At 60.6% G+C, this 22,450-nt stretch carries 21 protein-coding genes and 1 tRNA gene; 15 read left to right on the forward strand and 7 right to left on the reverse strand.

Features of this window, described 5'->3' with window-relative positions; translation table 11 throughout:
• Window position 1: 1 nt before the first annotated feature.
• The 4 genes from GR197_RS00380 to mepA all read right to left on the reverse strand — a co-directional run bounded on the left by GR197_RS00380 (window position 2) and on the right by mepA (window position 4,514).
• A complete protein-coding gene (locus GR197_RS00380; protein ID WP_164006078.1) occupies window positions 2-1,789 on the reverse strand; it encodes an ABC transporter ATP-binding protein in 1,788 nt (595 codons plus the stop codon).
• Window positions 1,790-1,912: 123 nt separating this feature from the next.
• On the reverse strand, window positions 1,913-2,938 hold the full coding sequence (locus GR197_RS00385; protein WP_164006079.1) for a glucokinase: 1,026 nt from the start codon (window positions 2,936-2,938) through the stop codon (window positions 1,913-1,915).
• 17 nt (window positions 2,939-2,955) lie between these two features.
• Window positions 2,956-3,336 (reverse strand): methylglyoxal synthase, encoded by a 381-nt coding sequence (locus GR197_RS00390; RefSeq protein WP_164006080.1) that lies wholly within the window; start codon window positions 3,334-3,336, stop codon window positions 2,956-2,958.
• Window positions 3,337-3,437: 101 nt separating this feature from the next.
• On the reverse strand, window positions 3,438-4,514 hold the full coding sequence (mepA, locus tag GR197_RS00395) for a penicillin-insensitive murein endopeptidase (protein ID WP_164006081.1): 1,077 nt from the start codon (window positions 4,512-4,514) through the stop codon (window positions 3,438-3,440).
• 266 nt (window positions 4,515-4,780) lie between these two features.
• Between mepA and GR197_RS00405 the strand changes: the two genes are divergently transcribed.
• The 7 genes from GR197_RS00405 (at window position 4,781) to pncB (ending at window position 13,537) form a co-directional block, all read left to right on the forward strand.
• Entirely contained in the window at window positions 4,781-6,610 is a 1,830-nt protein-coding gene (locus GR197_RS00405) for an extracellular solute-binding protein (RefSeq protein ID WP_164006083.1), read from the forward strand.
• Between the two features lie 150 nt (window positions 6,611-6,760).
• Complete coding sequence (locus GR197_RS00410; RefSeq protein ID WP_164006084.1) at window positions 6,761-7,849, forward strand: microcin C ABC transporter permease YejB; 1,089 nt, start codon at window positions 6,761-6,763, stop codon at window positions 7,847-7,849.
• The gene (locus tag GR197_RS00415; protein ID WP_164006085.1) at window positions 7,849-8,997 is read left to right on the forward strand and encodes an ABC transporter permease; all 1,149 of its coding nucleotides are present in this window, start codon (window positions 7,849-7,851) and stop codon (window positions 8,995-8,997) included. Before GR197_RS00410 ends, GR197_RS00415 begins: the two co-directional genes overlap by 1 nt.
• Entirely contained in the window at window positions 8,994-10,631 is a 1,638-nt protein-coding gene (locus GR197_RS00420) for an ABC transporter ATP-binding protein (protein ID WP_164006086.1), read from the forward strand. The genes GR197_RS00415 and GR197_RS00420 overlap by 4 nt, the downstream gene beginning before the upstream one ends.
• Window positions 10,632-10,639: 8 nt before the next feature.
• Window positions 10,640-11,596: a 2-hydroxyacid dehydrogenase gene (locus GR197_RS00425; protein WP_164006087.1), complete on the forward strand. Its 957-nt coding sequence runs from the start codon at window positions 10,640-10,642 to the stop codon at window positions 11,594-11,596.
• Between the two features lie 84 nt (window positions 11,597-11,680).
• Window positions 11,681-12,046 (forward strand): hypothetical protein, encoded by a 366-nt coding sequence (locus GR197_RS00430; RefSeq protein WP_204329997.1) that lies wholly within the window; start codon window positions 11,681-11,683, stop codon window positions 12,044-12,046.
• A 186-nt stretch (window positions 12,047-12,232) separates the two neighbouring features.
• Window positions 12,233-13,537: a nicotinate phosphoribosyltransferase gene (gene pncB / locus GR197_RS00435; RefSeq protein ID WP_164006089.1), complete on the forward strand. Its 1,305-nt coding sequence runs from the start codon at window positions 12,233-12,235 to the stop codon at window positions 13,535-13,537.
• On the opposite strand, the gene GR197_RS00440 is transcribed toward pncB, so the two are convergent.
• A complete protein-coding gene (locus GR197_RS00440) occupies window positions 13,519-13,758 on the reverse strand; it encodes a CrpP-related protein (RefSeq protein WP_164006090.1) in 240 nt (79 codons plus the stop codon). The two genes, pncB and GR197_RS00440, sit on opposite strands and share 19 nt — an antisense overlap.
• Before the next feature lie 364 nt (window positions 13,759-14,122).
• Window positions 14,123-14,332 (reverse strand): KTSC domain-containing protein, encoded by a 210-nt coding sequence (locus tag GR197_RS00445; protein WP_164006091.1) that lies wholly within the window; start codon window positions 14,330-14,332, stop codon window positions 14,123-14,125.
• A gap of 265 nt (window positions 14,333-14,597) precedes the next feature.
• Between GR197_RS00445 and GR197_RS00450 the strand changes: the two genes are divergently transcribed.
• Window positions 14,598-15,359: a hypothetical protein gene (locus GR197_RS00450; RefSeq protein ID WP_184376613.1), complete on the forward strand. Its 762-nt coding sequence runs from the start codon at window positions 14,598-14,600 to the stop codon at window positions 15,357-15,359.
• A gap of 248 nt (window positions 15,360-15,607) precedes the next feature.
• Here GR197_RS00450 and GR197_RS00455 read toward each other — a convergent pair.
• A tRNA-Ser gene (locus GR197_RS00455) sits at window positions 15,608-15,697 on the reverse strand.
• A 227-nt stretch (window positions 15,698-15,924) separates the two neighbouring features.
• On the opposite strand from GR197_RS00455, the gene GR197_RS00460 reads away from it, so the two are divergent.
• The 7 genes from GR197_RS00460 to GR197_RS00490 all read left to right on the forward strand — a co-directional run bounded on the left by GR197_RS00460 (window position 15,925) and on the right by GR197_RS00490 (window position 22,431).
• Window positions 15,925-16,242 (forward strand): hypothetical protein, encoded by a 318-nt coding sequence (locus GR197_RS00460; RefSeq protein ID WP_164006092.1) that lies wholly within the window; start codon window positions 15,925-15,927, stop codon window positions 16,240-16,242.
• 315 nt (window positions 16,243-16,557) lie between these two features.
• The gene (locus GR197_RS00465; RefSeq protein ID WP_164006093.1) at window positions 16,558-17,550 is read left to right on the forward strand and encodes a BMP family lipoprotein; all 993 of its coding nucleotides are present in this window, start codon (window positions 16,558-16,560) and stop codon (window positions 17,548-17,550) included.
• 88 nt (window positions 17,551-17,638) lie between these two features.
• Window positions 17,639-19,150 (forward strand): ATP-binding cassette domain-containing protein, encoded by a 1,512-nt coding sequence (locus tag GR197_RS00470; protein ID WP_164006094.1) that lies wholly within the window; start codon window positions 17,639-17,641, stop codon window positions 19,148-19,150.
• A 7-nt stretch (window positions 19,151-19,157) separates the two neighbouring features.
• Entirely contained in the window at window positions 19,158-20,261 is a 1,104-nt protein-coding gene (locus GR197_RS00475) for an ABC transporter permease (protein ID WP_164006095.1), read from the forward strand.
• 10 nt (window positions 20,262-20,271) lie between these two features.
• Window positions 20,272-21,243 carry an ABC transporter permease gene (locus GR197_RS00480; protein WP_164006096.1) on the forward strand — a complete coding sequence of 324 codons (972 nt, stop codon included), beginning with the start codon at window positions 20,272-20,274 and terminating at the stop codon, window positions 21,241-21,243.
• 1 nt (window position 21,244) lies between these two features.
• Window positions 21,245-21,634 (forward strand): cytidine deaminase, encoded by a 390-nt coding sequence (locus tag GR197_RS00485; RefSeq protein WP_007634088.1) that lies wholly within the window; start codon window positions 21,245-21,247, stop codon window positions 21,632-21,634.
• Complete coding sequence (locus GR197_RS00490) at window positions 21,631-22,431, forward strand: purine-nucleoside phosphorylase (protein WP_164006097.1); 801 nt, start codon at window positions 21,631-21,633, stop codon at window positions 22,429-22,431. The genes GR197_RS00485 and GR197_RS00490 overlap by 4 nt, the downstream gene beginning before the upstream one ends.
• Window positions 22,432-22,450 lie beyond the last annotated feature (19 nt).

Genomic DNA, 22,450 nt, shown 5'->3' on the forward strand with positions numbered 1-22,450 from the left:
GTCAGTTTGAATCGGAGGCCGAAGGCCTCTGCAGATTGTTGAGGCGAGCGTAAAGGCCGTCACTGACCTTCGCAAGCGTCTCGTGATTGCCTTCTTCGACGACGCGGCCCTGCTGCATAACGACAATCTTGTTGGCGCGCACCACGGTCGAAAGCCGGTGGGCGATGACGACGACAGTGCGCCCGGTCATCGCTTCGTCGAGCGCCTTCTGCACGGCCGCTTCAGATTCGGTGTCGAGGGCAGACGTCGCCTCGTCGAGCAGCAGGATCGGCGCATTGCGCACCAGCGCACGTGCAATCGACAGCCGCTGGCGCTGGCCGCCCGAAAGCGTCACGCCGTTTTCGCCGACCGGCGTGTCGTAACCCTGCGGCTGGGCTGAGATGAAATCATGCGCATAGGCAAGCCTGGCCGCGTCTTCCACCTCGGCATCGGTGGCTTCCGGCCGGCCATAGCGGATATTGTCGCGGATCGTGCCCTCGAACAGGTAGGGCTGCTGCGAGACATAAGCGAGCTGATGGCGCAGCGATTTCTTGGTGATGTGGGCAATGTCCTGCCCGTCGATCAGGATCTCGCCCTCGCGTGGATCGTAGAAGCGCGGAATGAGGTTGATGACGGTGGATTTGCCGGCCCCCGAAGGACCGACCAGCGCCGTGGTCGCGCCGCCCTCGGCGACGAAGCTCACACCGCTCAGCACGCTCTCACTGCCATAGCCGAAAGAAACATTGCGGAATTCGATCCGGGCTTGCGTCACCGTCAGCGGCTGGGCATCCGGCAGGTCGCGCTGGCGCGGCTCCATGTCGAGCAGTTCGTAGATCATCCGCGCATTGACGACGGCGCGCTCCATCTGCACCTGCAGGCGGGCAAGCCGGCGGGCCGGGTCATAGGCAAGCAACAGCGCCGTGACGAAAGAGAAGAAGGCGCCCGGCGGCACATTGTAGTAGATCGAACGATAGGCGGCATAGGCCAGCACGCTGGCAACGGCAAAACCCGCGAAACTCTCGGTCAGCGGAGACGTGCGTTCCGAAAGCCGGGCAATCCGGTTCGCCCTGTTTTCGGCACCCTTGATGAGTTTGGTGACCTTGCGTTCCAGCTCGTCTTCCATCGTGAAGGCTTTCACGATGGCGATGCCCTGGATCGTCTCCTGCATGGCGCCGAGAACGTAGCTGTTCAAGTGCACCGCCTCGCGCGTTGCCGAGCGCAGCCGCTTGGAAACATAGCGCAGCGCATAAAGCAGCGGCGGGGCCATGATGAACACCGCAAGGCTGAGCAACGGATCCTGGAGGATCATCACGGCGAGCAGCGAAACGAAGGTCAGCAGATCGCGGACCGTCGAGGTGATCGTCAGGTTGAGCACGTCGCGGATGCCGCTGACGTTCTGGCTCACCTGCGCGGCGATATGGGCAGAGCGCGCCTCGCTGAAGAAGCCGACCGAAAGCGTCATCAGATGCGAGTAGAGCCGCCGCTGGTAACGGGCGACGATATCGTTGCCGACCTTGGAAAGCGCCACCGCCTGGCCGTAACTGGCAAAACCGCGCAACACGAAAGCGATGAAAATCGAAAGACAGATGATCCAGACGACGTCGGCGCGCCGGTTGGCGAAGGCCTCGTCGATGATCGCCCGCATGATCCAGGCGGTAAACGCCGTCGAAAGCGCCACCACGATCAGGCAGGCAATCGCAAAGACATAGCCCCAGAGATGATCGCGGCCGTTTTCAGCGATGATGCGCTTGAGGATGCCGGTTACGGTATCGCTGCTGACGCTCTGCGTTTTGCTTTCCGCCGCTTCCAAAAATCGGGTTTCCTGTCTCGGACCAAACGCGGCGCAGGGGCGACGCGTACTTTTGCCGGCTCTATAAAGAGTTGGGACTGGTTTGGCTAGAGCGCTGCCCGCCCGGTTGGCCCCCCACCGGGCTCAGCGGCGCCAGCGGCGGCCTTCCGTCGAGACGCCGAAATTCGCCGGCATGCGGGCATAGGAGGAAAGCCCGGCAAGCGCTGCCAGCGGATGTGTCACCACATAGGTCGGAATGGTGCGAAGCAGCGCCGTATGCGGCGCCTTGTCCTCGAAGGCCAAGCGGAATTCCGGCCTCTTCAGCGCCGGGAGGATCTTCTGCGAGATGCCGCCTGAGAGATAGACGCCGCCGCGGGCCATGAACACCATCGCCATGTCGCCCGCCACCCGGCCGAGATAGGTGGCAAACAGCGAGACGGTCTCGATCGCTGCCTTGTCGCTGCCGGCAAGCGCGTGGGAGGTGATGTCGGCCGGATCCTTCATGGTCGGCTGGATGCCGTCGACCACGCAGATGGCATTGTAGAGGTTGACGAGGCCCCGCCCGCAAAGGATCTGCTCGGCGGAGACGCGGCCTTCGATCGTCTCGATATGGGGAAAGATTTGATAGTCGCGTTTGCTGCGCGGTCCGAGATCGACATGGCCGCCTTCGCCGGGAACCGGGATCCAGCTGTGCTGGGCATGCACCAGCCCGCCGACGCCGAGCCCGGTGCCGGGTCCGAGCACGACGCGGGACGCGATCATGTCGCCGGTGGCGTCGCCGATGCGTTCGCGGTTCTCATCCGAAAGGGCGGCGACTGCCAGCGCCTGCGCCTCGAAATCGTTGACGACGAGCACGTCCTCCATGCCGAGGCCCTCGATCATCGTCTTTGGCCGCACCACCCAGTCGCAATTGGTCAGCGGGATCTCGTCGTCGTTGATCGGCCCGGCGACGGCAAGGATCGCCGAACGCGGCTGCACGGCTGTCTTGTCGAGCACGCCTTGCTGGATCGCTTCGTCGATCGTCGCGAAATCCGCCGTGCGCACGTTCGGAAACTGCTTCGGCTCGGCATAGGCATCGGTCAGGATGGAGAAGCGGGCATTGGTGCCGCCGATATCGCCGATCAGGATCGGGAAAGGCAGCGGAGCGGTGCTGTTGTTCGGTTTTGGCATGGCCGGTTCCGTGCTGATCAGGCTTCGAGTGTGGGAAGAAGTTTTATAGCGGTCGCATGGTTGAGCGCCATCGGAATATCGTAAAAGATCGCGAGCCGCATCAGCGCCTTGACGTCGACATCGTGCGGCATCGGCGTCAACGGGTCGACGAAGAAGATCAGGGCGTCGACCTCGCCGGTCGAAATCAGCGCACCGATCTGCTGGTCGCCGCCGAGCGGTCCGCTTTTCAGCCTGGTGACGTCGAGATCCGGGGCGGCGTCGAGCACCCGCCCGCCGGTCGTGCCGGTGGCGACGATCTTCCAGCGAGAGAGAATATCCCGGTGGGCGCGGGCGAAATCCGCCATGTCGTCTTTCTTCTGGTCATGCGCAATCAATGCAAGGCATTTGCCGCCGGCCATGAACCTAATCTCCGCCCAAGCAATTCAATCGATTTGACCGCTTCTATACCAAGAATTTGCGATTTGAAAGACAGCCCACTGTCCCTCCGCCTCGGCCATTCTCATTGGATCGACGGCTTGTCGTTCGGAACCGGGCCGACATCCGGCAGTGTCTCATCGGGATCGGTGGCCGGCTCTGCTGCCGGAGCGGCAGTCAGCGCGCTTGCGGCGGACGGCCCGCCATAGGTGGCGGCCTGCATCGAGGTGACGGCAGCGGCATCGAGCACGGCGGCGCAGGCTTTCGGTAGGTCGGAAACCATCATCTCGCGCGGCGGCTTCGGCGGCTTGGCGCCGGGCTTCGGCGGTTTCGGCGGCGCCCAGGGGCCTGGCGTGAACCACCAGGCGAGCGATTTGTCGCAGCCGTCGCCGGCGGCAACAGGGGCCTGCGGCGTGCATCCGGCCGCACCGGCCGGGCATTTGATGCGGATGTGGAAATGCGAGTCATGGCCGTATTCCGGCCGAAGCTTGCCGAGATTGGTGCGATCTCCCGTCCAGGTGTCGCACATCTTCTTCTTGATCGCCGGGTTGACGAATATGCGCTGCACCTCGGGATAGCTTGCCGCCAGCATCAGCAGCCGTGCCCGCGATTGCGTCCACACGTTCGGGTCGACGGTCAGGAATTTGTCCTTCTGCAGCATGGTGGTGAAGGGCAGGTCCTCGCGCTCCTTGGCCGTCATGCGGCGCGCCGGCATCGGCGTGAACCAGACGTCGGCATCGAGGCCGATCTGGTGCGAGGCATGACCGTTGAACATCGGCCCGCCGCGCGGCTGAGCGATGTCGCCGACGAGAAGGCCCGGCCAGCCGGCATATTTGGCCCCGTCCTCAGAAAGACGTTCGAGCAGCGAAATCATCGCCGGATTGCCCCAGCGGCGATTGCGCGAAAGCCGCATCGCCTCCCAGGTCGGCCCGTCTGTGGGAAGCGCCACCGCCCCCGTCATGCAGCCCTTGGCGTAAAAGCCGATCGGCTGTGCCGATCCCTGGGTCGGCAGGCTGACGGCACCGAACTGGCCCTTGGCGCTGCCGGGGCTAGGCGTCTTCTGCTCAGCGCCGACATCGCCGGCGGCAAGGCTTGCGCCGATTGCGCCGGCAAGCGTCAGTTTGCCGAATGTCCTGAAAGCCTGCGCGAAGCCGAAAGCCATACTATTTCCTTGAACCGCTGCCGAAGTGATTTGCGTCGAATCTATCGTGAAAAGCGATTTTGGTGAATCGATGATTTGGCTGGCGAGGATCGAAGCAGGCGGTGACGGATCGCCGCAGCGCCCGCCCGATCCCGCTGACGCCTTCAACCTTGACGCGGCCGAGCCAGGTCAAATTTTCGCGTGCCCGGCAAAAACCAAACTCTCTCCTGTTTTTCGCCGGTATTTTTCGTATGGTCGAACCCGTCAATAATCAAGGGAAAGCGTGAATGGCTCTGTGGTCGAAGATCGGTGTATCTCTATCGCTTGCGGGGGCCTTGGCGCCCATGACGGCAACGGGTCAGGACCAGCCCTTTCAGATCGGCAGCTCCGTCATCAGCGAGATGAAGTACAAGCCGGGCTTTGCGCGTTTCGACTATGTCAATCCTGATGCACCGAAAGGCGGAGATCTGCGTCTTTCAGCAAGCGGTGCCTTCGACACCTTCAACCCTCTGCTGGCAAAAGGCCAAACAGCGATAGGTCTGTCGCTCGTCTACGACACGTTGATGAAGCCGGCCGATGACGAACTCCTGGTCTCCTACGGTCTGCTTGCCGAGGGGCTGTCCTATCCCGCTGACGTCTCCAGCGCGACCTTTCGCCTGCGCAAGGAAGCGAAATGGGCAGATGGTCAGCCGGTAACGCCCGAAGACGTCATCTTCAGCCTGGACAATACCAAGGAATTGAACCCCCTCGCCGGTAACTATTACCATCACGTCGTCAAGGCGGAAAAGACCGGCGACCGGGACGTCACCTTCACCTTCGACGAGAAGAATAACCGCGAACTGCCAAACATTCTTGGCCAGTTGATGATCGTGCCGAAACATTGGTGGGAAGCGGCCGGACCGGATGGCAAGCCGCGCGACATTACCAAGACGACGCTGGAGCCGGTGATGGGTTCCGGGCCTTACAAGATTGCTTCCTTCTCGCCCGGCGCAACGATCCGTTATGAACTGCGTGACGACTATTGGGGCAAGGATCTCAATGTGAATGTCGGCCAGAACAATTTCCGCAAGGTCATCTACACCTATTTCGGCGATCGGGATGTGGAGTTCGAAGCCTTTCGCGCCGGCAATAGCGACTATTGGCAGGAGACTACGGCTGCCCGCTGGGCGACGGGATATGATTTTCCTGCAGTGAAGGAAGGACGCGTCAAAAAAGAGGAGGTTGCAAATCCGCTACGCTCCACCGGCATCCTGCAGGCGCTCGTGCCCAACATGCGGCGCGACCTCTTCAAGGACGAGCGGGTCCGCGAGGCGCTGAACTACGGCCTCGATTTCGAGGAGCTGAACCGCACCGTTGCCTTTAACAGTTATAAGCGCATCGACAGCTATTTCTGGAACACCGAGCTTGCTTCCTCCGGTCTGCCGCAGGGGCGTGAGCTCGAATTATTGCAAGGCCTGAAAGACAAGATTCCGCCGGAGGTCTTCACAACGCCGTACACCAATCCCGTTGGCGGCGATCCGCAGAAGAGCCGCGACAACCTCCGCAAGGCGATTGCCCTTCTGAAAGAAGCCGGTTGGGAGCTGAAGGGCAACCGCATGGTCAATACCAAGACCGGCCAGCCGATGAGTTTCGAGATATTGTTGTCGAGCCCCATGTTGGAGCGCTGGGCGGTGCCCTATGCCAGCAATCTCAAGAAAATCGGCATCGATGCGCGGGTACGTACGGTCGACGCTTCGCAAGCCGTCAACCGCGAACGCAGCTTTGACTACGATATGATCTGGAATGTCTGGGCGGAGACGATGAATCCGGGCAACGAGCAAGCCGACTATTGGGGATCCGGCTCGGTCAACCAGCAGGGTTCTCGCAACTACGCGGGCATTGCCAACCCGGCCGTCGATGAACTCATTCGCATGATTATCTTCGCGCCGAACCGCGACGAACAGGTCGCTGCGATCAAGGCCATGGATCGCGTCTTGCTTGCAAATCACTACGTCATCCCGCTGTTTTACCGTGATACCTACAACATCGCCTATTGGAACACCGTCACGCATCCGGCCGAGTTTCCGGCCTACAGCCTTGGTTTCCCCGATGCCTGGTGGTCGACCTCGGCAAAATGAGCGGGCTTGCAATAGAGGGGTCCTGGGCTCCAAATGGCACGAGCGAATCACGACACGCCGGCAGGGCCGGCAAGGGAAGGCTGACGGATTGAGCGGCATTGGACTGGACGGCGGGCAGACAGAAAAAACATTCCCGGAGGCTGAAGGCTGATGGGCGCCTATATCTTTCGCCGCCTGCTTTTGATGATCCCGACCATCATCGGCATCATGGCGATTTCCTTCACCGTCATTCAGTTCGCCCCCGGCGGTCCCGTCGAGCAGGTGATCGCCCAATTGACCGGTCAGGCCGACAGTGCCGATCAGCGCCTGTCCGGCGGTGGCGATCTTCTCGGCGGTGGCGGCAATGACGAAGGCTCTAAATATCGCGGCGCCCAGGGCCTCGATCCGGAACTGATCGCCAAGCTCGAAAAGCAGTTCGGCTTCGACAAGCCGCCGCTGACGCGGTTTGGCGAAATGATGTGGAATTACATCCGCTTCGATTTCGGCGAGAGCTTCTTCCGCAATACCTCGGTGCTCGAACTCGTCAAGGAGAAGCTGCCGGTGTCGATCTCGCTCGGCATCTGGATCCTGATCTTCTCCTACGCCATCTCCATTCCGCTCGGCATCCGCAAGGCGGTCAAGGATGGATCGACCTTCGATGTCTGGACGTCGGGCATCATCGTCGTCGGTTACGCGGTGCCGAGTTTCCTCTTCGGCATTCTGCTGATCGTGCTTTTTGCCGGCGGCTCCTTCTACGACTGGTTTCCGCTGCGCGGCCTGATCTCCGATAATTTCGACCAATTGGCCTGGTGGCAGAAGCCGCTCGACTATTTCTGGCACCTCACCTTGCCGCTGATCTCGCTTTCGCTATCGGCCTTTGCGACGACGACGCTATTGACCAAGAACTCGTTCATCGAGGAGATCAAGAAGCAATATGTCGTCACCGCCCGCGCCAAGGGCCTCAACCAGCGGCAGGTGCTCTACGGCCATGTCTTCCGCAATGCCATGCTGATCATCATCGCAGGGTTTCCCGGCGCCTTCATCTCGGCTTTCTTCACCGGCTCGCTGTTGATCGAGAACATCTTCTCGCTGGATGGCCTCGGCCGTCTCGGCTATCTCTCGGTCATCAACCGGGATTACCCGATCGTCTTCGCCACGCTCTACATCTTCTCGCTGCTCGGCCTCGCGGTCAGCCTGGTTTCCGACCTGATCTACACCTGGATCGATCCGCGCATCGATTTCGAGCGGAGGGATGTCTGATGGACGCCGCCGCAAATACTGCTGTTGCAGCACCCGTGAAGCCGCCGCGCAAGGGCCTGCTGTCACCGACCAACATCCGCCGCTGGCAGAATTTCCGGGCGAATGGCCGCGGTTACTGGGCGCTGTGGCTGTTTCTGCTGCTGTTCGTCCTCAGCCTGTTTGCCGAGTTCCTCGCCAACGACCGGCCGATCATCGCCTCCTACAAGGGCGAAATCCTCTTGCCGGTTCTCATCGACTATCCCGAGGAGAAGTTCGGCGGCTTTCTCGCCGAAACCGACTACCGTTCCTCGGTGATAGCGGATGAGATCAATGCCAATGGCTGGATGATCTGGCCGCCGATCCGCTATTCCTACCGCTCGGTCAACTCAAACATTCCGCATTCGGCGCCGACTGCCCCCTTCTGGCTGATGACCAAAGAGGAACGCTGCGCCGGTTATCCTGAAGGCGTGAACGATCCGGATTGCACGCTGGGCAATCTCAACTGGCTCGGCACCGACGACCAGGCCCGCGACGTGCTGGCGCGCGTCATCTACGGTTTCCGCATATCGGTGCTCTTCGGCCTGGTGCTGACCATCTGCTCGGCGATCATCGGCGTGACCGCCGGTGCGGTGCAGGGCTATTTCGGCGGCTGGACCGATCTGCTGTTGCAGCGTTTCATCGAAATCTGGTCGTCGATGCCGGTGCTTTATATCCTGCTCATCATCGCGGCCCTGCTGCCGCCAGGCTTCTTCGTGCTGCTCGGCATCATGCTGCTCTTTTCCTGGGTCGGCTTTGTCGGCATCGTGCGCGCAGAATTCCTGCGTGCCCGCAATTTCGAATATGTCCGCGCCGCCCGCGCACTCGGCGTCAACAACCGCACCATCATGTGGCGCCACCTGCTGCCGAATGCCATGGTCGCGACGCTGACCTTCCTGCCCTTCATCCTCTCAGGCTCGATCACGACGCTGACCTCGCTGGATTTCCTCGGCTTCGGCATGCCGCCGGGCTCTCCTTCGCTCGGTGAAATGATCGCCCAGGGCAAAAGCAACCTGCAGGCGCCATGGCTCGGGCTGACGGCCTTCTTCGCCATGTCGATCATGCTGTCCCTGCTGATCTTCATCGGCGAAGCCGTGCGCGATGCCTTCGACCCGAGGAAGACATTTCGATGAGTGACATGACAGAACCGCTCCTTTCCGTCCGCGATCTCTCGGTTGCCTTTCATCAGGGCGGCGAGACCTCGCTCGCCGTCGATCACATCTCCTTCGATATCGCCAAGGGTGAGGTCGTGGCGCTGGTCGGCGAATCCGGCTCCGGCAAGTCGGTCTCGGCCAACTCGATCCTGCGGCTTTTGCCTTATCCCTCGGCGAGCCATCCCTCCGGCGAAATCCTGTTCAAGGGCAAGGACCTTCTGAAGGCCTCGGAACGGGCGTTGCGCGAGGTGCGCGGCAACGACATCACCATGATCTTCCAGGAGCCGATGACCTCGCTCAATCCGCTTCATTCGATCGAGAAGCAGATCGCTGAGATCCTGGCGCTGCACCAGGGGCTCACCGGCCAGCCGGCGCGCCAGCGCATATTGGAATTGTTGAACCAGGTCGGCATCCGCGAGCCGGAGAAGCGATTGAAGGCCTATCCGCACGAGCTCTCCGGCGGCCAGCGCCAGCGCGTCATGATCGCCATGGCGCTCGCCAACCGGCCGGAATTGCTGATCGCCGACGAGCCGACCACGGCGCTTGACGTGACCGTGCAGGCGCAGATCCTCGAGCTGTTGCGGCAGTTGAAGGCCGTGCACGGCATGTCGATGCTGTTCATCACCCATGACCTCGGCATCGTCCGCAAATTCGCCGATCGCGTCTGCGTCATGACCAAGGGCAAGATCGTCGAAACCGGAACGGTGGAGGAGGTCTTCGCCAATCCGAAACACGAATACACCCGCCATCTTCTCGCCTCCGAACCGCGCGGCGAGCCGCCGTTTGCCGATCCGTCAAAACCGATGGTGATGGAAGGTTCCGACATTCGCGTCTGGTTCCCGATCAAGGCGGGGCTGATGCGCCGCGTCGTCGATCACGTCAAGGCGGTCGACGGCATCGATCTTTCGCTGCGTGCCGGGCAGACGCTCGGCGTCGTCGGCGAATCCGGTTCCGGCAAGACCACGCTTGGCCTGGCGCTCACCCGGCTGATTTCCTCGCAAGGGCGGATTTCCTTCGTCGGCAAGGATATAGCCGGCTATTCGTTCAGCGAGATGCGGCCGCTGCGCAACCAGCTGCAGGTGGTCTTCCAGGATCCCTACGGGTCGCTCAGCCCGCGCATGTCGGTCGGCGATATCGTTGCCGAAGGGCTGAAGGTGCATGAGCGCTCGTTGACAGCGGAAGAGCGCGACCAGCGCGTCTGCTGGGCGCTGGAGGAGGTCGGCCTCGATCCCCTGACCCGCTGGCGTTATCCGCACGAATTCTCCGGCGGTCAGCGCCAGCGCATCGCCATTGCCCGGGCGATGGTGCTGAAACCGCGCTTCGTCATGCTCGACGAGCCGACCTCCGCGCTCGACATGAGCGTGCAGGCTCAGGTGGTCGATCTCCTGCGCGATCTGCAGAAGAAGCACGATCTCGCCTATCTCTTCATCAGCCACGACCTGAAGGTGGTGAAGGCGCTCGCCAACGACGTCATCGTCATGCGCTTCGGCAAGGTGGTCGAGCAGGGCCCGTCATCGGAAATCTTCCGCGCGCCGAAGGACGAATACACCAGGGCGCTGATGGCCGCCGCCTTCAACATCGAGGCGGTGTCGACCCCCGCCGTGCAGCAGTAAAGATGATCATGCCGACACCTCCCGTTCTCGTCGATATCAAGTTCAATGCCGAAGGCGTCGCCCGCGTGTTGAAGACGGCCTTTTCCGATCGCGGCAGCATCAATCTTGCTGATCCCGCCGATCGGAAGCGTGATCTCCGCGAGGCCGAGTATGCGCTTCTCTGGAAGCCGGATGCCGACCTTTTCGCGCGGGCGCCGAACCTCAAGGTGATCTTCTCCGGCGGCGCCGGCGTCGACCATATCATCGGCATGAACGGCCTGCCCGAGATCCCGATCGTCCGTTTCGTCGACCGCAGCCTGACGACCCGCATGAGCGAATGGGTGGTCATGCAATGCCTGATGCATCTGCGTGCCCAATATTCCCATGATATCCATCAGCGGCGGCGCCAATGGGCCAAGCTGATCGCGCCGGAGGCAGCGGAGGTGACGGTCGGCGTCATGGGCCTCGGCATTCTCGGCTTGGATGCGGTCGCCAAGCTGAAGGTGATGGGATTTAACGTCATCGGCTGGTCGCGCACCCGCAAGGAGATCGACGGCGTCGAAACCTTCGATGCCGGCGCGTTGGACGGCTTCCTGGCAAGCACCGACATCCTGGTCGGCCTCCTGCCGCTAACCCCTGAGACGACAGGCTTCTATGATAGCGGGCTATTTAAGAAGCTGCGTCGCAACGGCGCGCTCGGGCGCCCGGTCTTCATCAATGCCGGCCGCGGCAAGAGCCAGGTCGAAGCCGATATCGTTTCTTCAATCCGCGACGGCACCCTCGGCGGTGCTTCCCTGGACGTGTTCGAGGTGGAGCCGCTTGGGCTCGACAACCCGTTGTGGGAACTGGAGAACGTCTTCATCACGCCGCACGACGCGGCGGTCTCCGAAGAAAACGCGCTGTTCCGCCATGTCGAGACGCAGATCGCCCGTTTCGAGCGTGGCGAGCCGCTGCAATTCCTGGTTGACCGCGCCGTCGGCTATTAGGCGTCGGGAACCTTCCAGACAGCCACCCGTTTCCCTGTGGAATTCTCGGGCCGGATCGGCCCGTCAAGACAGCGGAAGGAGACGATGATGGCGCATCAGACGGAAACACGCTGGGAAAAGTCTGACGGCAAGCTTCATAAGGAAGAGCAGATCCCGCCGGTGAAGGCGAGGCAGGGGCGTACGGGTTATCGCATCCTGCTGGTGCTGCTCGCCGCGCTGGTGCTGGCTTTCGTGGTCTGGATCCCGGTCGAGATCTGGGGCAAGCGCGAAGCAAACGAGGTGGCGCCCCAGCAGCCCGGCCAGCAGCTGCAGTCGCAGCAGCCTGATACGACATCTGCGCCGACGCTGCAAAAAGGCACGGCAGTTCCGACCGAGACTCAAAACACGACGCCGGCCGCCCCGGGTGTCACGCCTGCAGCACCGGCCCAACCCGCAGCGCCGGCCCAATAAGCATTCGTAAATGACCTCTTGCATCCCGCCGCCATGCGCGCTGCGGGATGCATGTTGTTTTATCTGGACTTTGTCTGTCGATTTTTCGATAAGAAGGCGCACGAGCCGGTTCGTGCGCCGGCCCGGACTTGGCAATAGTCGGGAATTTGGCAGCACCTGACCGGAGTGGACAGGGGCAGGAATTTTATGGCCAGGACCGATATTGCAAGACGCGTCTACAATCACGCCTGGAAACTCGATCCGATCGTTCGCAGCCTGATCGATACCGACTTCTATAAGCTTCTGATGCTGCAGATGATCTGGAAGCTTTATCCCGACGTGAACGCGTCTTTTACCCTTATCAATCGCACCAAGCGCGTGCGCCTTGCCGATGAGATCGACGAAGGCGAATTGCGCGAACAGCTCGATCATGCCCGCACGCTGAAACTCGCCAAGAAGGAGATGATCTGGCTGGCGGGTAACAGTTTCTATGGCCGCGCCCAGATCTTCGAGCCGGAATTCCTCGCCTGGCTTTCCAACTTCCAGCTCCCCGAATACGAGCTGTCGAAGAAGGACGGGCAATATGTGCTGGATTTCCACGGGGCCTGGAAGGAAACTACCATGTGGGAGATCCCGGCGCTTGCTATCGTCAACGAGCTGCGGTCGCGCTCGGCGATGAGGGCGCTCGGTCCCTTCACCCTCGATGTGCTCTATGCCCGCGCCAAGGCGAAGATGTGGTCGAAGGTAGAACGGCTGAAGGAATTGCCGGGCTTGCGCATTTCCGATTTCGGCACTCGCCGCCGTCACAGTTTCCTCTGGCAGCGCTGGTGCGTCGAGGCGCTGAAGGAAGGCATCGGCCCCGCCTTTACCGGCACCAGCAACGTCTTGCTGGCGATGGATTCCGATCTCGAAGCGGTCGGCACCAATGCCCACGAATTGCCGATGGTGGCTGCCGCCCTTGCGCAAACCGACGAGCAGCTGCGCAACGCCCCCTACAAGATCCTGCGTGACTGGAACAAGCTCTATGGCGGCAATCTTCTGATCGTCCTGCCGGATGCTTTCGGGACGGCTGCTTTCCTGCGCGACGCGCCGGAATGGGTCGCCGACTGGACCGGCTTCCGCCCCGACAGCGCGCCGCCGATCGAAGGCGGTGAAAAAATTATCGACTGGTGGAAGAAGATGGGCCGCGATCCGCGCCAGAAGCTGCTGATCTTCTCGGATGGTCTCGATGTCGACGCCATCATCGATACCTACCGGCATTTCGAAGGCCGCGTGCGCATGAGCTTCGGCTGGGGCACGAACCTGACCAACGATTTTTCCGGTTGTGCGCCGATCGAAATATCCGGCCTCAACCCAATCTCGGTCGTCTGCAAGGTCAGCGACGCCAACGGCCGTCCGGCGGTAAAACTCTCCGACAATCCGCAGAAGGCGACGGGCGATCCGGCAGAGGTCGAGCGCTACCTGAAATTCTTCGGCGCCGAGGACAGGATCGATCAGACCGTTCTGGTGTAGGCGAGCGACAATGCGCCGCCATCCCGTGGCGCATTGTATTGCCCCGCCATCGCATCCTCGATCGACCAGCCGAAGCGCCAGGCGTCGAACATCGAGTACCATTCCTGGAAATCGGTGATTGGAAGAATATCCGGCTTCGACATCGGATTGTCGGCCAGGCTGCGGCCACGCGCACGGTCTCTTACGCCACGCTCCTGCATCTCAAGCAGAGTCTCGAACATCATTACCCCCGTCCAATTCGAAGGCTTTATGCAATCATCCTAATAAAGCATTGTCGAGTCCGGATTCGACAATTGGGGTTTTTCACAGGATTAGCCCCAAATCGCTAGTTTTCCACGATCCCCGGCGGAATCCCGTCAGGATTATCCGACCGCGTTCACGGCTAGCATGACGGGGAGGCCCGGCTTCCTGGCTGGGGTCCGCCACCGAGCCTCCCGGCTGACCGAATCTCGAAAATCGGCAGCATCGACAGATGCCGCTTTCCACTCGGGCCGATCCAATCATGATGATCGGCAGAGTTGACCAACGGTTACTATCCACCGATGTCGTCTCAATTCGAGGCGACCCAGTCGCTCTCTCAGGCTTTCAGGCCGCCAACCTGCGAAACCGGGTTCTGATCCGGTCGAGGTAATAATGGCCGGGAGATGGCGCCACCGTCATCGCATGAGCTTCCGAGGAGGGAACGCCACCGAACAGACGCTCCTCGCCATTCTTGAAACAAATCCTCAGCCGTCCGTCGTCCTGGCTGAAATAGACCGATTTGATGATCTTCGACTTTACCGAAAGTTCTTCCACCTGTTTAATCTCCGTTTTTTAGTTTGGCAGAAAGATAAACCCAAACGTGCAAAGACGCGGTGAAGCGGCATGGTAAAAAATCAGGAATCTTGCCCAGGTTGTCGGGGCGTCAATCGGATACCGTCGCCACACCTCGATACGGCCGATTGATGGCTTCTGCAGGGTTTCGGTACTGGAACTTGCTGAAAAGAAAGATCGACGTTTGACAGCACCATGTTTTGATGACGATATCTTCCATCCAGAGGCGAGGGATGGCAGAGGTGCAATGTTAGGTGAAGCGATTTCCTTTGTAAGGCGTAATCTGTCTTTTGTGTGTATTGTTGTTGCAGCCAATTGCGCGCTGGTCGCTTTTGATGACTACAGCGGTGGAAACAAAAGTAATTCAGCGCAATTTTTCGTTTCTTTGTCTTTTGCATTCTTCATTCAGAATGCAATATTAAATGGAGACGGGAAAGTTTCAAACCTGACCAGCGGCATGCGTGGGTTTGGTGGCTACATTTGGAAGAACTTGCTTATCATGCTCGTCGGGATGGGAATCGGGATTGGTGGCCCTGTCGCATTCGGCGCCGCTTCTCTATCAAAGAACGTATTTCTACTCTTATGTCTTGCTGTGATCGCAATCATCCTTCCGCTGCTCCTTGCTCTTGTCGGAACCTGGCCCATTGCCGGAATTGCGGGCTCCAAAAGCGGGCTTTCAGCTGCCTTCAGCCGGGGGAAACGCGGTTTGGTTCCCACCTTTTTACGGCTGTTTGCCGGACTTTTTCTGCCCTTCATCTGCGCTTTGATATTGATGACGGCAGCAACATCGATGTCATACGAAGCCGATAGCATCTTCTCGGACGGAAAACTGAACCTCATCGCTTTGGCAGTACTGGTGATTTGCCAATGGGCGTCGATATTCGGCCTGTGCTACGTTTCGATCGTCCTGGCTCGCAAACTGCTGAGTTCCGAGGCTCCGCGGCCTCCTATCGGAGGACGTCAAATGAATGCGGTCGCAGCGACGAGCGTCTCGGAAATTTTCGAATAGGGCCTACAGCGCCGCATGTCTTTTCAGAGGACGCTGTGACACTCTGAATCTACGCGTCGGCCCGAAAATAGATTCCCATCTTCGGGCCGACGCGTTGCTTCGTCATGCTGAGCCGCCGCTGGGCATTCCAATATCTGCAAGTCCGGGAAATCTCGGCAGAGGCGTTGAGGCTGCTACCATACACAATGGATCGTCACGAAGGCTGGCATGGCCCTGCGAAGGAAGGAATCCGCGGCTTTAGCGAGATATGGCGGACAGGGTGGGATTCGAACCCACGGTACGCTTTCACGTACACACGCGTTCCAGGCGTGCGCCTTAAACCACTCGGCCACCTGTCCTTCTTTGGCGTTCGCGCCTGGATAGGAGCAAATCGTCGGAACGGCGCGATATATACCGATGAATTTTTGTCGATCAACCGAAATCTAACAGTTTTTTGACTTCTTCCGATAAAACTCGCCTCGACCCGTCCATTGTGCTTCACCTCATCGACGACTATGTAATTCTCAAGGTGGAGAATGGCGCGGCCGGCCGGAATTGTCCGGCATAACGAGCGTCGGAGGAATTGATGCGTTTCCTGTTGCGTCTGGCCAGCCTTGTCGCGCTTGCGGCGGCCGTTATTGCCGGGACCATCGATTCGATCCAGTCGGTTGCGGCGTCCGCAGTGGTGGTGACGCCGATCTCCGATGCCTGGCAGGATGTGAGCCCGGCAACCCTCACATCGCTGCAATCATCCCTTTCCTACTATGTCCATCCGCGGTTCTACACCTTCATCTTCCAATGGCTGATGCTCCAGCCGGCCTTTGCCGTTTTCTTGGTGATCGCGCTGCTTCTCTGGATGATCGGCTATAAGAAGCCGCCGGTGGCTGGTCGCTTCACCGCATAGGCAAGCCGCTTGCCCCCACGACCCGGCCGGAAATTCGATCGGTAGCCAATGGTTCCACAGCCCCGAAATGGCTGCTGAATTGGCTGGAAATTTCGCATCCGGGCGGCGGAAATGTCTAAAAATCAGTCCCGGAGAACGGATTTTCGGCAATCGCTGCAAATCTTTACCAGCTGAAAAATTTCTGGTGAATTTTTCCGTGAGCCATGCAAGGATGCGCGCAGCCAGGCCTCCGGGGGGAGGTCGGTGGTTCCGCAGACATGTCCGAAAAGGACTTGCGGGAGGACCCCTAACGAATAGCAACAACAGGGCTGCACAATGAAAAAATCCCTTCTCACTCTCCTTGCCGTGGCTGCCATGTCGACGACGGCGCTCGCTGCCGATGTCAAGCCGGCGCTGGTTTACGGCACCGGCGGGAAGTTCGATAAGTCCTTCAACGAAGCGGCCTATAACGGCGCCGAGAAATTCAAGGCCGAGACCGGCATTGCCTATCGCGACTTCGAGCCGACGGGCGACACTCAGGGTGAACAGGCCATCCGCAACTTCGCAAGCCGCGGTTTCAATCCGGTGGTCGCCGTTTCCTTCGCCTGGACTTCGGCCATCGAGAAGGTTGCAGCCGAATTCCCCGACACCAAGTTCATCATCGTCGACTCCGTCGTCGATAAACCGAACGTCCGTTCGGTGGTCTACAAGGAAGAAGAAGGCTCTTACCTCGTCGGTATTCTCGCCGGCATGGCATCGAAGACCGGCAAGGTCGGCTTCGTCGGCGGCATGGACATTCCGCTGATCCGTAAGTTCGAATGCGGCTACGAGCAGGGCGCCCGCGCCGCCAAGGCCAATGTCGAAGTTTTCCAGAACATGACCGGCACCACGGGTGCAGCCTGGAATGACCCGGTTCGCGGCGGCGAGCTCACCAAGAACCAGATCGATCAGGGCGCCGATGTCATTTACGCGGCAGCTGGTGCTACCGGCCTCGGCGTTCTGCAGACGGCCGCCGATAACAAGAAGCTTTCGATCGGCGTCGATTCCAACCAGAACCATCTGCATCCGGGCTCGGTCCTGACCTCGATGGTCAAGCGCGTCGATCTCGCCGTTTACAACGCCTATATCGACACCAAGAACGACAAGTTCACCGGTGGCGTCCAGGCGCTCGGCGTCAAGGAAGAGGGTGTCGGCGCAGCGATCGACGACAACAACAAGTCGCTGATCACGCCGGAAATGCAGGCGGCCGTCGACAAGGCCAAGGCCGATATCATCGCGGGAACCGTCAAGGTTCACGATTACACTTCGGACAACGCTTGCCCGAAGTGATCCGCGCCCGGAAGTGATCGACGATTGAGATCGGGCGTATGGCGGAGGGGATTTTCGCCATACGCCCTTTTCTTATTTGGAGCCTGCAGTGACAGATAAGCCCGCTATCGAGCTTGTCGGCATCGATAAGAAATTCGGTGCCGTCCATGCCAACAAGGACATCAACCTCACCGTCGCCAGGGGGACGATCCACGGCATCATCGGCGAAAACGGCGCCGGCAAATCGACGTTGATGTCGATCATTTACGGTTTTTACCATGCCGATAGCGGCGAGATCCGCGTCAACGGCAATCCCGTCACTATCCGCGACAGCCAGGCGGCGATCGCCACCGGTATCGGTATGGTGCACCAGCATTTCATGCTGGTCGACAATTTTACGGTCCTCGAGAACATCATGCTCGGCGCCGAAGGCGGCATGCTGCTGGCGAGAGGCGTTGCATCGGCCCGCGCCGAACTCAAGCGGCTGGAAACGGAATACGGCCTCGAGGTCGATCCGGATGCGCTGATCGAAGAGCTTCCGGTTGGCCTGCAGCAGCGCGTCGAAATCCTGAAAGCGATGTATCGCGGCGCCGAGATCCTGATCCTCGACGAACCCACCGGCGTGTTGACCCCGGCCGAGGCCGATCACCTCTTCCGCATTCTCAAGGTGCTGCGCGACCAGGGCAAGACGATCATCCTCATAACCCACAAGCTGCGCGAGATCATGGCGATCACCGATTCGGTCTCGGTCATGCGCCGCGGCGAGATGGTCGCGACCCGCAAGACGGCGGAAACGACGGTGGAGGAGCTTGCCGAGCTGATGGTCGGTCGTCGCGTGCTGCTGCGCGTGCAGAAAGGCGAGGCGAAGCCAGGCGCCGCTGTGCTCTCCGTCCGCAACCTTTCGGTCAAGGACAATCGCGGCGTCACCATGGTCGACAACGTCTCCTTCGACGTGCGGGCCGGCGAGATCGTCGGCATTGCCGGGGTTGCCGGCAACGGCCAGTCCGAATTGCTGGAGGCGATTGCCGGCATCCGCAAGCCGGCCTCCGGCGAAATCCTTCTCGACGGCCAGACGATCGACAAGGCCGATCCCGCCCGCCTGCGCGAACTCGGTCTTGCTCATATTCCCGAAGACCGCCACCACATGGGCCTAGTGCTGAAATTCGAAGAATACGAAAATTCAGTGCTCGGCTATCACCGGCGCCCGGGCTACAGCAAAGGCCCGCTGCTCGATCTCGAAGCGATCCGCAAGGATGCAATGGGGATGATCGAGAAATACGACATCCGCCCGCCGAACCCGCGGCTGAAGACGGCGAACTTTTCCGGCGGCAACCAGCAGAAGATCGTCGTTGCCCGCGAGATCGAACGCGACCCGAAGATGCTGATCATCGGCCAGCCGACCCGCGGCGTCGATATCGGCGCCATCGAATTCATTCACCGCCGCATCATCGAAATGCGTGACGCCGGCAAGGCGATCCTGCTCGTCTCCGTCGAACTCGATGAAATCCGCTCCCTTTCAGACCGTATCCTTGTCATGTTTGCCGGCCATGTGGTCGGCGAGAAGACGCCCGATGCCGGTGAACAGACCCTCGGCCTGATGATGGCCGGCATTGCCGCGTGAGGCCTTTATGAGCACTGCTTCCGTTCCGCTACCAAACTGGATCAACTACGGCCTCATTCCGCTTTTGAACCTCGTCGTCGCCTTCCTGATCTCCGGTTTTGTCGTCTGGCTGATCGGCGAAAGCCCGCTCGACGCGCTGTCGCTGCTGATCGAGGGTGCGCTTGGCAACGGCGAAGGCATCGGCTTCACGCTCTACTATGCGACGAGCTTCATTTTTACCGGCCTCTCCGTCGCGGTGGCAATCCATGCCGGCCTCTTCAACATCGGCTCCGAAGGCCAGGCCTATGTCGGCGGTCTCGGCTGCGCGCTGGTGGCACTGGCGCTCGATCGTTACGTACCCTGGTATGTGACGATGCCGATCGCCATCATCGGCGCAGGTCTCTTTGGCGCGGCCTGGGCCTTCATCCCTGCTTTCCTCCAGGCTAAGCGCGGCAGCCATATCGTCATCACGACGATCATGTTCAACTATATCGCCGCCGCCCTCATGGTGTATCTGCTGGTGCACGTCTTGATCGTGCCAGGCAAGATGGCGCCTGAAACCCGCACCTTCCTTGAGGGAGGGCAGCTTCCAAAGCTTGGTTGGCTGATGACGATGTTCGGAGCCAAGCTGGGTGCTGCGCCGTTCAACGTCTCCTTTATCATCGCCCTTCTTGCCGCCTGGTTTGTCTGGGTCCTGATCTGGCGCACCAAGCTTGGCTTTGAAATGCGCACTCTGGGTGTGAGTTCGACGGCCGCCGAATATGCCGGCATTCCCTATGCTCGTATCGTTATCATCGCCATGCTGATCTCCGGCGCGCTGGCCGGCATGATGGCGCTGAACCCCGTCATGGGCTCGTCGGCCCGCCTGCAGGTGGAATTCGTCGGTGGTGCCGGCTTCGTCGGCATCGCGGTCTCGCTGATGGGTCGCAATCATCCGCTCGGTATCGTCTTCGCTGCGATCCTGTTCGGCATCCTCTACCAGGGTGGCGACTGGATTTCCTTCGAAATGCCGAACATCACCCGCGAGATGATCCTTGTCATCCAGGGTCTGGTGATCCTCTTTGCCGGCGCGCTGGAATACATGTTCCGGCCGGCGGTGGTGCGCCTCTACCAACAGTTCAAGCGCGGTTAAGGAGCGGGCGATGGATTATTATGACATTTTCATCAGCGTTCTGAGCTCGACCATTCGCCTGTCGATCCCGCTGATCTTCACCGCCCTCGCCGGTCTGTTTTCGGAACGTGCCGGCATCTTCGATATCGGCCTTGAGGGCAAGATGTTGGGCTCGGCCTTTGCGGCTGCCTGCATCGCCTATCTCACCGATTCGGCCTGGCTTGGGCTTGGCGCCGGCATCGTCTGTTCGGTGGCACTCAGCCTGGTGCATGGCTTCGCCTCGATCACCAACCGCGGCAACCAGATCGTCTCGGGCGTGGCAATCAACTTCTTTATCGCGGGCATCACCATCGTTCTCGGCCAGGCCTGGTTCGGCCAAGGCGGGCGCACGCCGCAGCTCTCGCCGGATTCGCGTTTCGCGCCGATCGTCCTGCCGGGTGCCGATGCCGCCCGCGGCATACCGATCCTCGGCCCGCTCTATGCCAATGTCATATCGGGTAACAATATCCTGACTTACCTTGCCTTTCTTGCCGTGCCGTTTTCCTGGTGGGTGCTTTACCGCACCCGCTTCGGCCTGCGGCTGCGCGCCGTCGGCGAAAACCCGGGTGCGGTCGATACCGCCGGCATCTCGGTCGCCTGGCTGCGCTACCGCGCCGTCATGTGCGCCGGCATCCTCTGCGGCTTTGCCGGCACTTATCTGGCGATCGCCCAGTCCGCCGCCTTCATCAAGGACATGTCGGCCGGCAAGGGCTACATCGCGCTCGCCGCCCTGGTGTTCGCCAAGTGGAAGCCGGTGCCGGTCATGTTTGCCTGCCTGCTCTTCGGCTTCCTCGATGCATTGGCCAACTTCATGCAGGGCAAGCAGGTGCCGCTGATCGGCGAAGTGCCGGTGCAGGTCTTTCAGGCGCTGCCCTATATCCTCACCTGCGTCCTGCTTGCCGGCTTCATCGGCGTCGCGACACCGCCGAAGGCTGGCGGCGTGCCCTATACGAAGGAGCGTTGATATGTCCCACGACCTGTTCGAAGCCGCCCGCGGCGCCATGGCTTTTGCCCATGCGCCCTATTCGAAATTCCCGGTCGGTGCGGCGATCCGCGCCGAAGACGGCAAGGTCTATACCGGCGCCAACATCGAAAACCTGTCCTTTCCGCAAGGCTGGTGTGCCGAGCCGACGGCGATCGGCGCCATGATCATGGGCGGCGCCAAGAAAATCGTCGAGATGGCGGTCATTGCCGAGAAGCTGCCGCTCTGCCCGCCCTGCGGCGGCTGCCGCCAGAAGATCTCCGAATTCGCCTCCAAGGAGACGAGGATCTATCTCTGTGATGAGACGGGCGTGCAGAAGACCATGACGATGGAAGAGCTTCTTCCCTTCAGCTTCGAAACCGAACTCGGATGAAGGCGACAGTCAACCTGCTCGCCGCATTGCTCGGCGGCATCAAGCCGCGCCACGGCATCGTGCTCGGCTCCGGGCTCGGCTCGCTGGTCGGCCAGCTGGACGGCGCCGTGCGTGTCCCCTATCGCGACCTGCCGGGCTTTCCGGTCAGTGCCGTCTCCGGTCACGCGGGCGAAGTCGTCGCCGGCCGTCTCGGCGGCGTGCCTGTCGTCATGCTCTCAGGCCGTGTGCATTATTACGAGAAGGGCGATGCCAGCGCCATGCGCCTGCCGATCGAGGTGCTGAAGACGCTCGGCGTCGAAGCGCTGATCCTGACCAATTCGGCCGGATCGCTGCGCGACGACCTGCCGCCCGGTTCGGTGATGCAGATTACCGATCATATCAACTATTCCGGCATGAACCCGCTGATCGGCGAGGAAAGCGATCATCGTTTCGTCGGCATGACCAATGCCTATGATGCAGGCCTTGCCGCGGCGATGCAGAAAGCAGCGGCGAAGCTCGAAATCGAGCTGGCGCGCGGTGTCTATATGTGGTTCTCCGGACCAAGCTTCGAAACGCCGGCCGAAATCCGCATGGCCCGCATCCTCGGCGCCGATGCCGTCGGCATGTCGACGGTGCCCGAGGTCATCATCGCAAGAATGCTAGGCCTGAGGGTTGCCGCCGCCTCGGTTATTACCAACTATGGGGCTGGCATGACCGGCAATGAGCTCAGCCATGACGAAACCAAGGACATGGCGCCCGTCGGCGGCGCCCGTCTCGCCGCCATATTGAAAGACATGATTGCGGCCAGAACAGGATGATTTTAGGCCGGGTCGGCCT

The organism is Rhizobium phaseoli (assembly GCF_010668805.1).
Taxonomy (GTDB): domain Bacteria; phylum Pseudomonadota; class Alphaproteobacteria; order Rhizobiales; family Rhizobiaceae; genus Rhizobium; species Rhizobium phaseoli_A.

Excerpts from the sequence above, each read along its gene's own strand:
- GR197_RS00390 (WP_164006080.1), bottom strand. The coding sequence starts at position 3,336 with ATGGCCGGCGGCAAATGCCTTGCATTGATTGCGCATGACCAGAAGAAA.
- GR197_RS00420 (WP_164006086.1), top strand. The coding sequence starts at position 8,994 with ATGAGTGACATGACAGAACCGCTCCTTTCCGTCCGCGATCTCTCGGTT.
- GR197_RS00425 (WP_164006087.1), top strand. The coding sequence starts at position 10,640 with ATGCCGACACCTCCCGTTCTCGTCGATATCAAGTTCAATGCCGAAGGC.
- GR197_RS00385 (WP_164006079.1), bottom strand. The coding sequence starts at position 2,938 with ATGCCAAAACCGAACAACAGCACCGCTCCGCTGCCTTTCCCGATCCTG.
- GR197_RS00410 (WP_164006084.1), top strand. The coding sequence starts at position 6,761 with ATGGGCGCCTATATCTTTCGCCGCCTGCTTTTGATGATCCCGACCATC.
- GR197_RS00405 (WP_164006083.1), top strand. The coding sequence starts at position 4,781 with ATGGCTCTGTGGTCGAAGATCGGTGTATCTCTATCGCTTGCGGGGGCC.
- mepA (WP_164006081.1), bottom strand. The coding sequence starts at position 4,514 with ATGGCTTTCGGCTTCGCGCAGGCTTTCAGGACATTCGGCAAACTGACG.
- GR197_RS00465 (WP_164006093.1), top strand. The coding sequence starts at position 16,558 with ATGAAAAAATCCCTTCTCACTCTCCTTGCCGTGGCTGCCATGTCGACG.
- GR197_RS00440 (WP_164006090.1), bottom strand. The coding sequence starts at position 13,758 with ATGTTCGAGACTCTGCTTGAGATGCAGGAGCGTGGCGTAAGAGACCGT.
- GR197_RS00450 (WP_184376613.1), top strand. The coding sequence starts at position 14,598 with ATGTTAGGTGAAGCGATTTCCTTTGTAAGGCGTAATCTGTCTTTTGTG.
- GR197_RS00475 (WP_164006095.1), top strand. The coding sequence starts at position 19,158 with ATGAGCACTGCTTCCGTTCCGCTACCAAACTGGATCAACTACGGCCTC.
- GR197_RS00480 (WP_164006096.1), top strand. The coding sequence starts at position 20,272 with ATGGATTATTATGACATTTTCATCAGCGTTCTGAGCTCGACCATTCGC.
- GR197_RS00485 (WP_007634088.1), top strand. The coding sequence starts at position 21,245 with ATGTCCCACGACCTGTTCGAAGCCGCCCGCGGCGCCATGGCTTTTGCC.
- GR197_RS00460 (WP_164006092.1), top strand. The coding sequence starts at position 15,925 with ATGCGTTTCCTGTTGCGTCTGGCCAGCCTTGTCGCGCTTGCGGCGGCC.
- pncB (WP_164006089.1), top strand. The coding sequence starts at position 12,233 with ATGGCCAGGACCGATATTGCAAGACGCGTCTACAATCACGCCTGGAAA.
- GR197_RS00490 (WP_164006097.1), top strand. The coding sequence starts at position 21,631 with ATGAAGGCGACAGTCAACCTGCTCGCCGCATTGCTCGGCGGCATCAAG.
- GR197_RS00415 (WP_164006085.1), top strand. The coding sequence starts at position 7,849 with ATGGACGCCGCCGCAAATACTGCTGTTGCAGCACCCGTGAAGCCGCCG.
- GR197_RS00430 (WP_204329997.1), top strand. The coding sequence starts at position 11,681 with ATGATGGCGCATCAGACGGAAACACGCTGGGAAAAGTCTGACGGCAAG.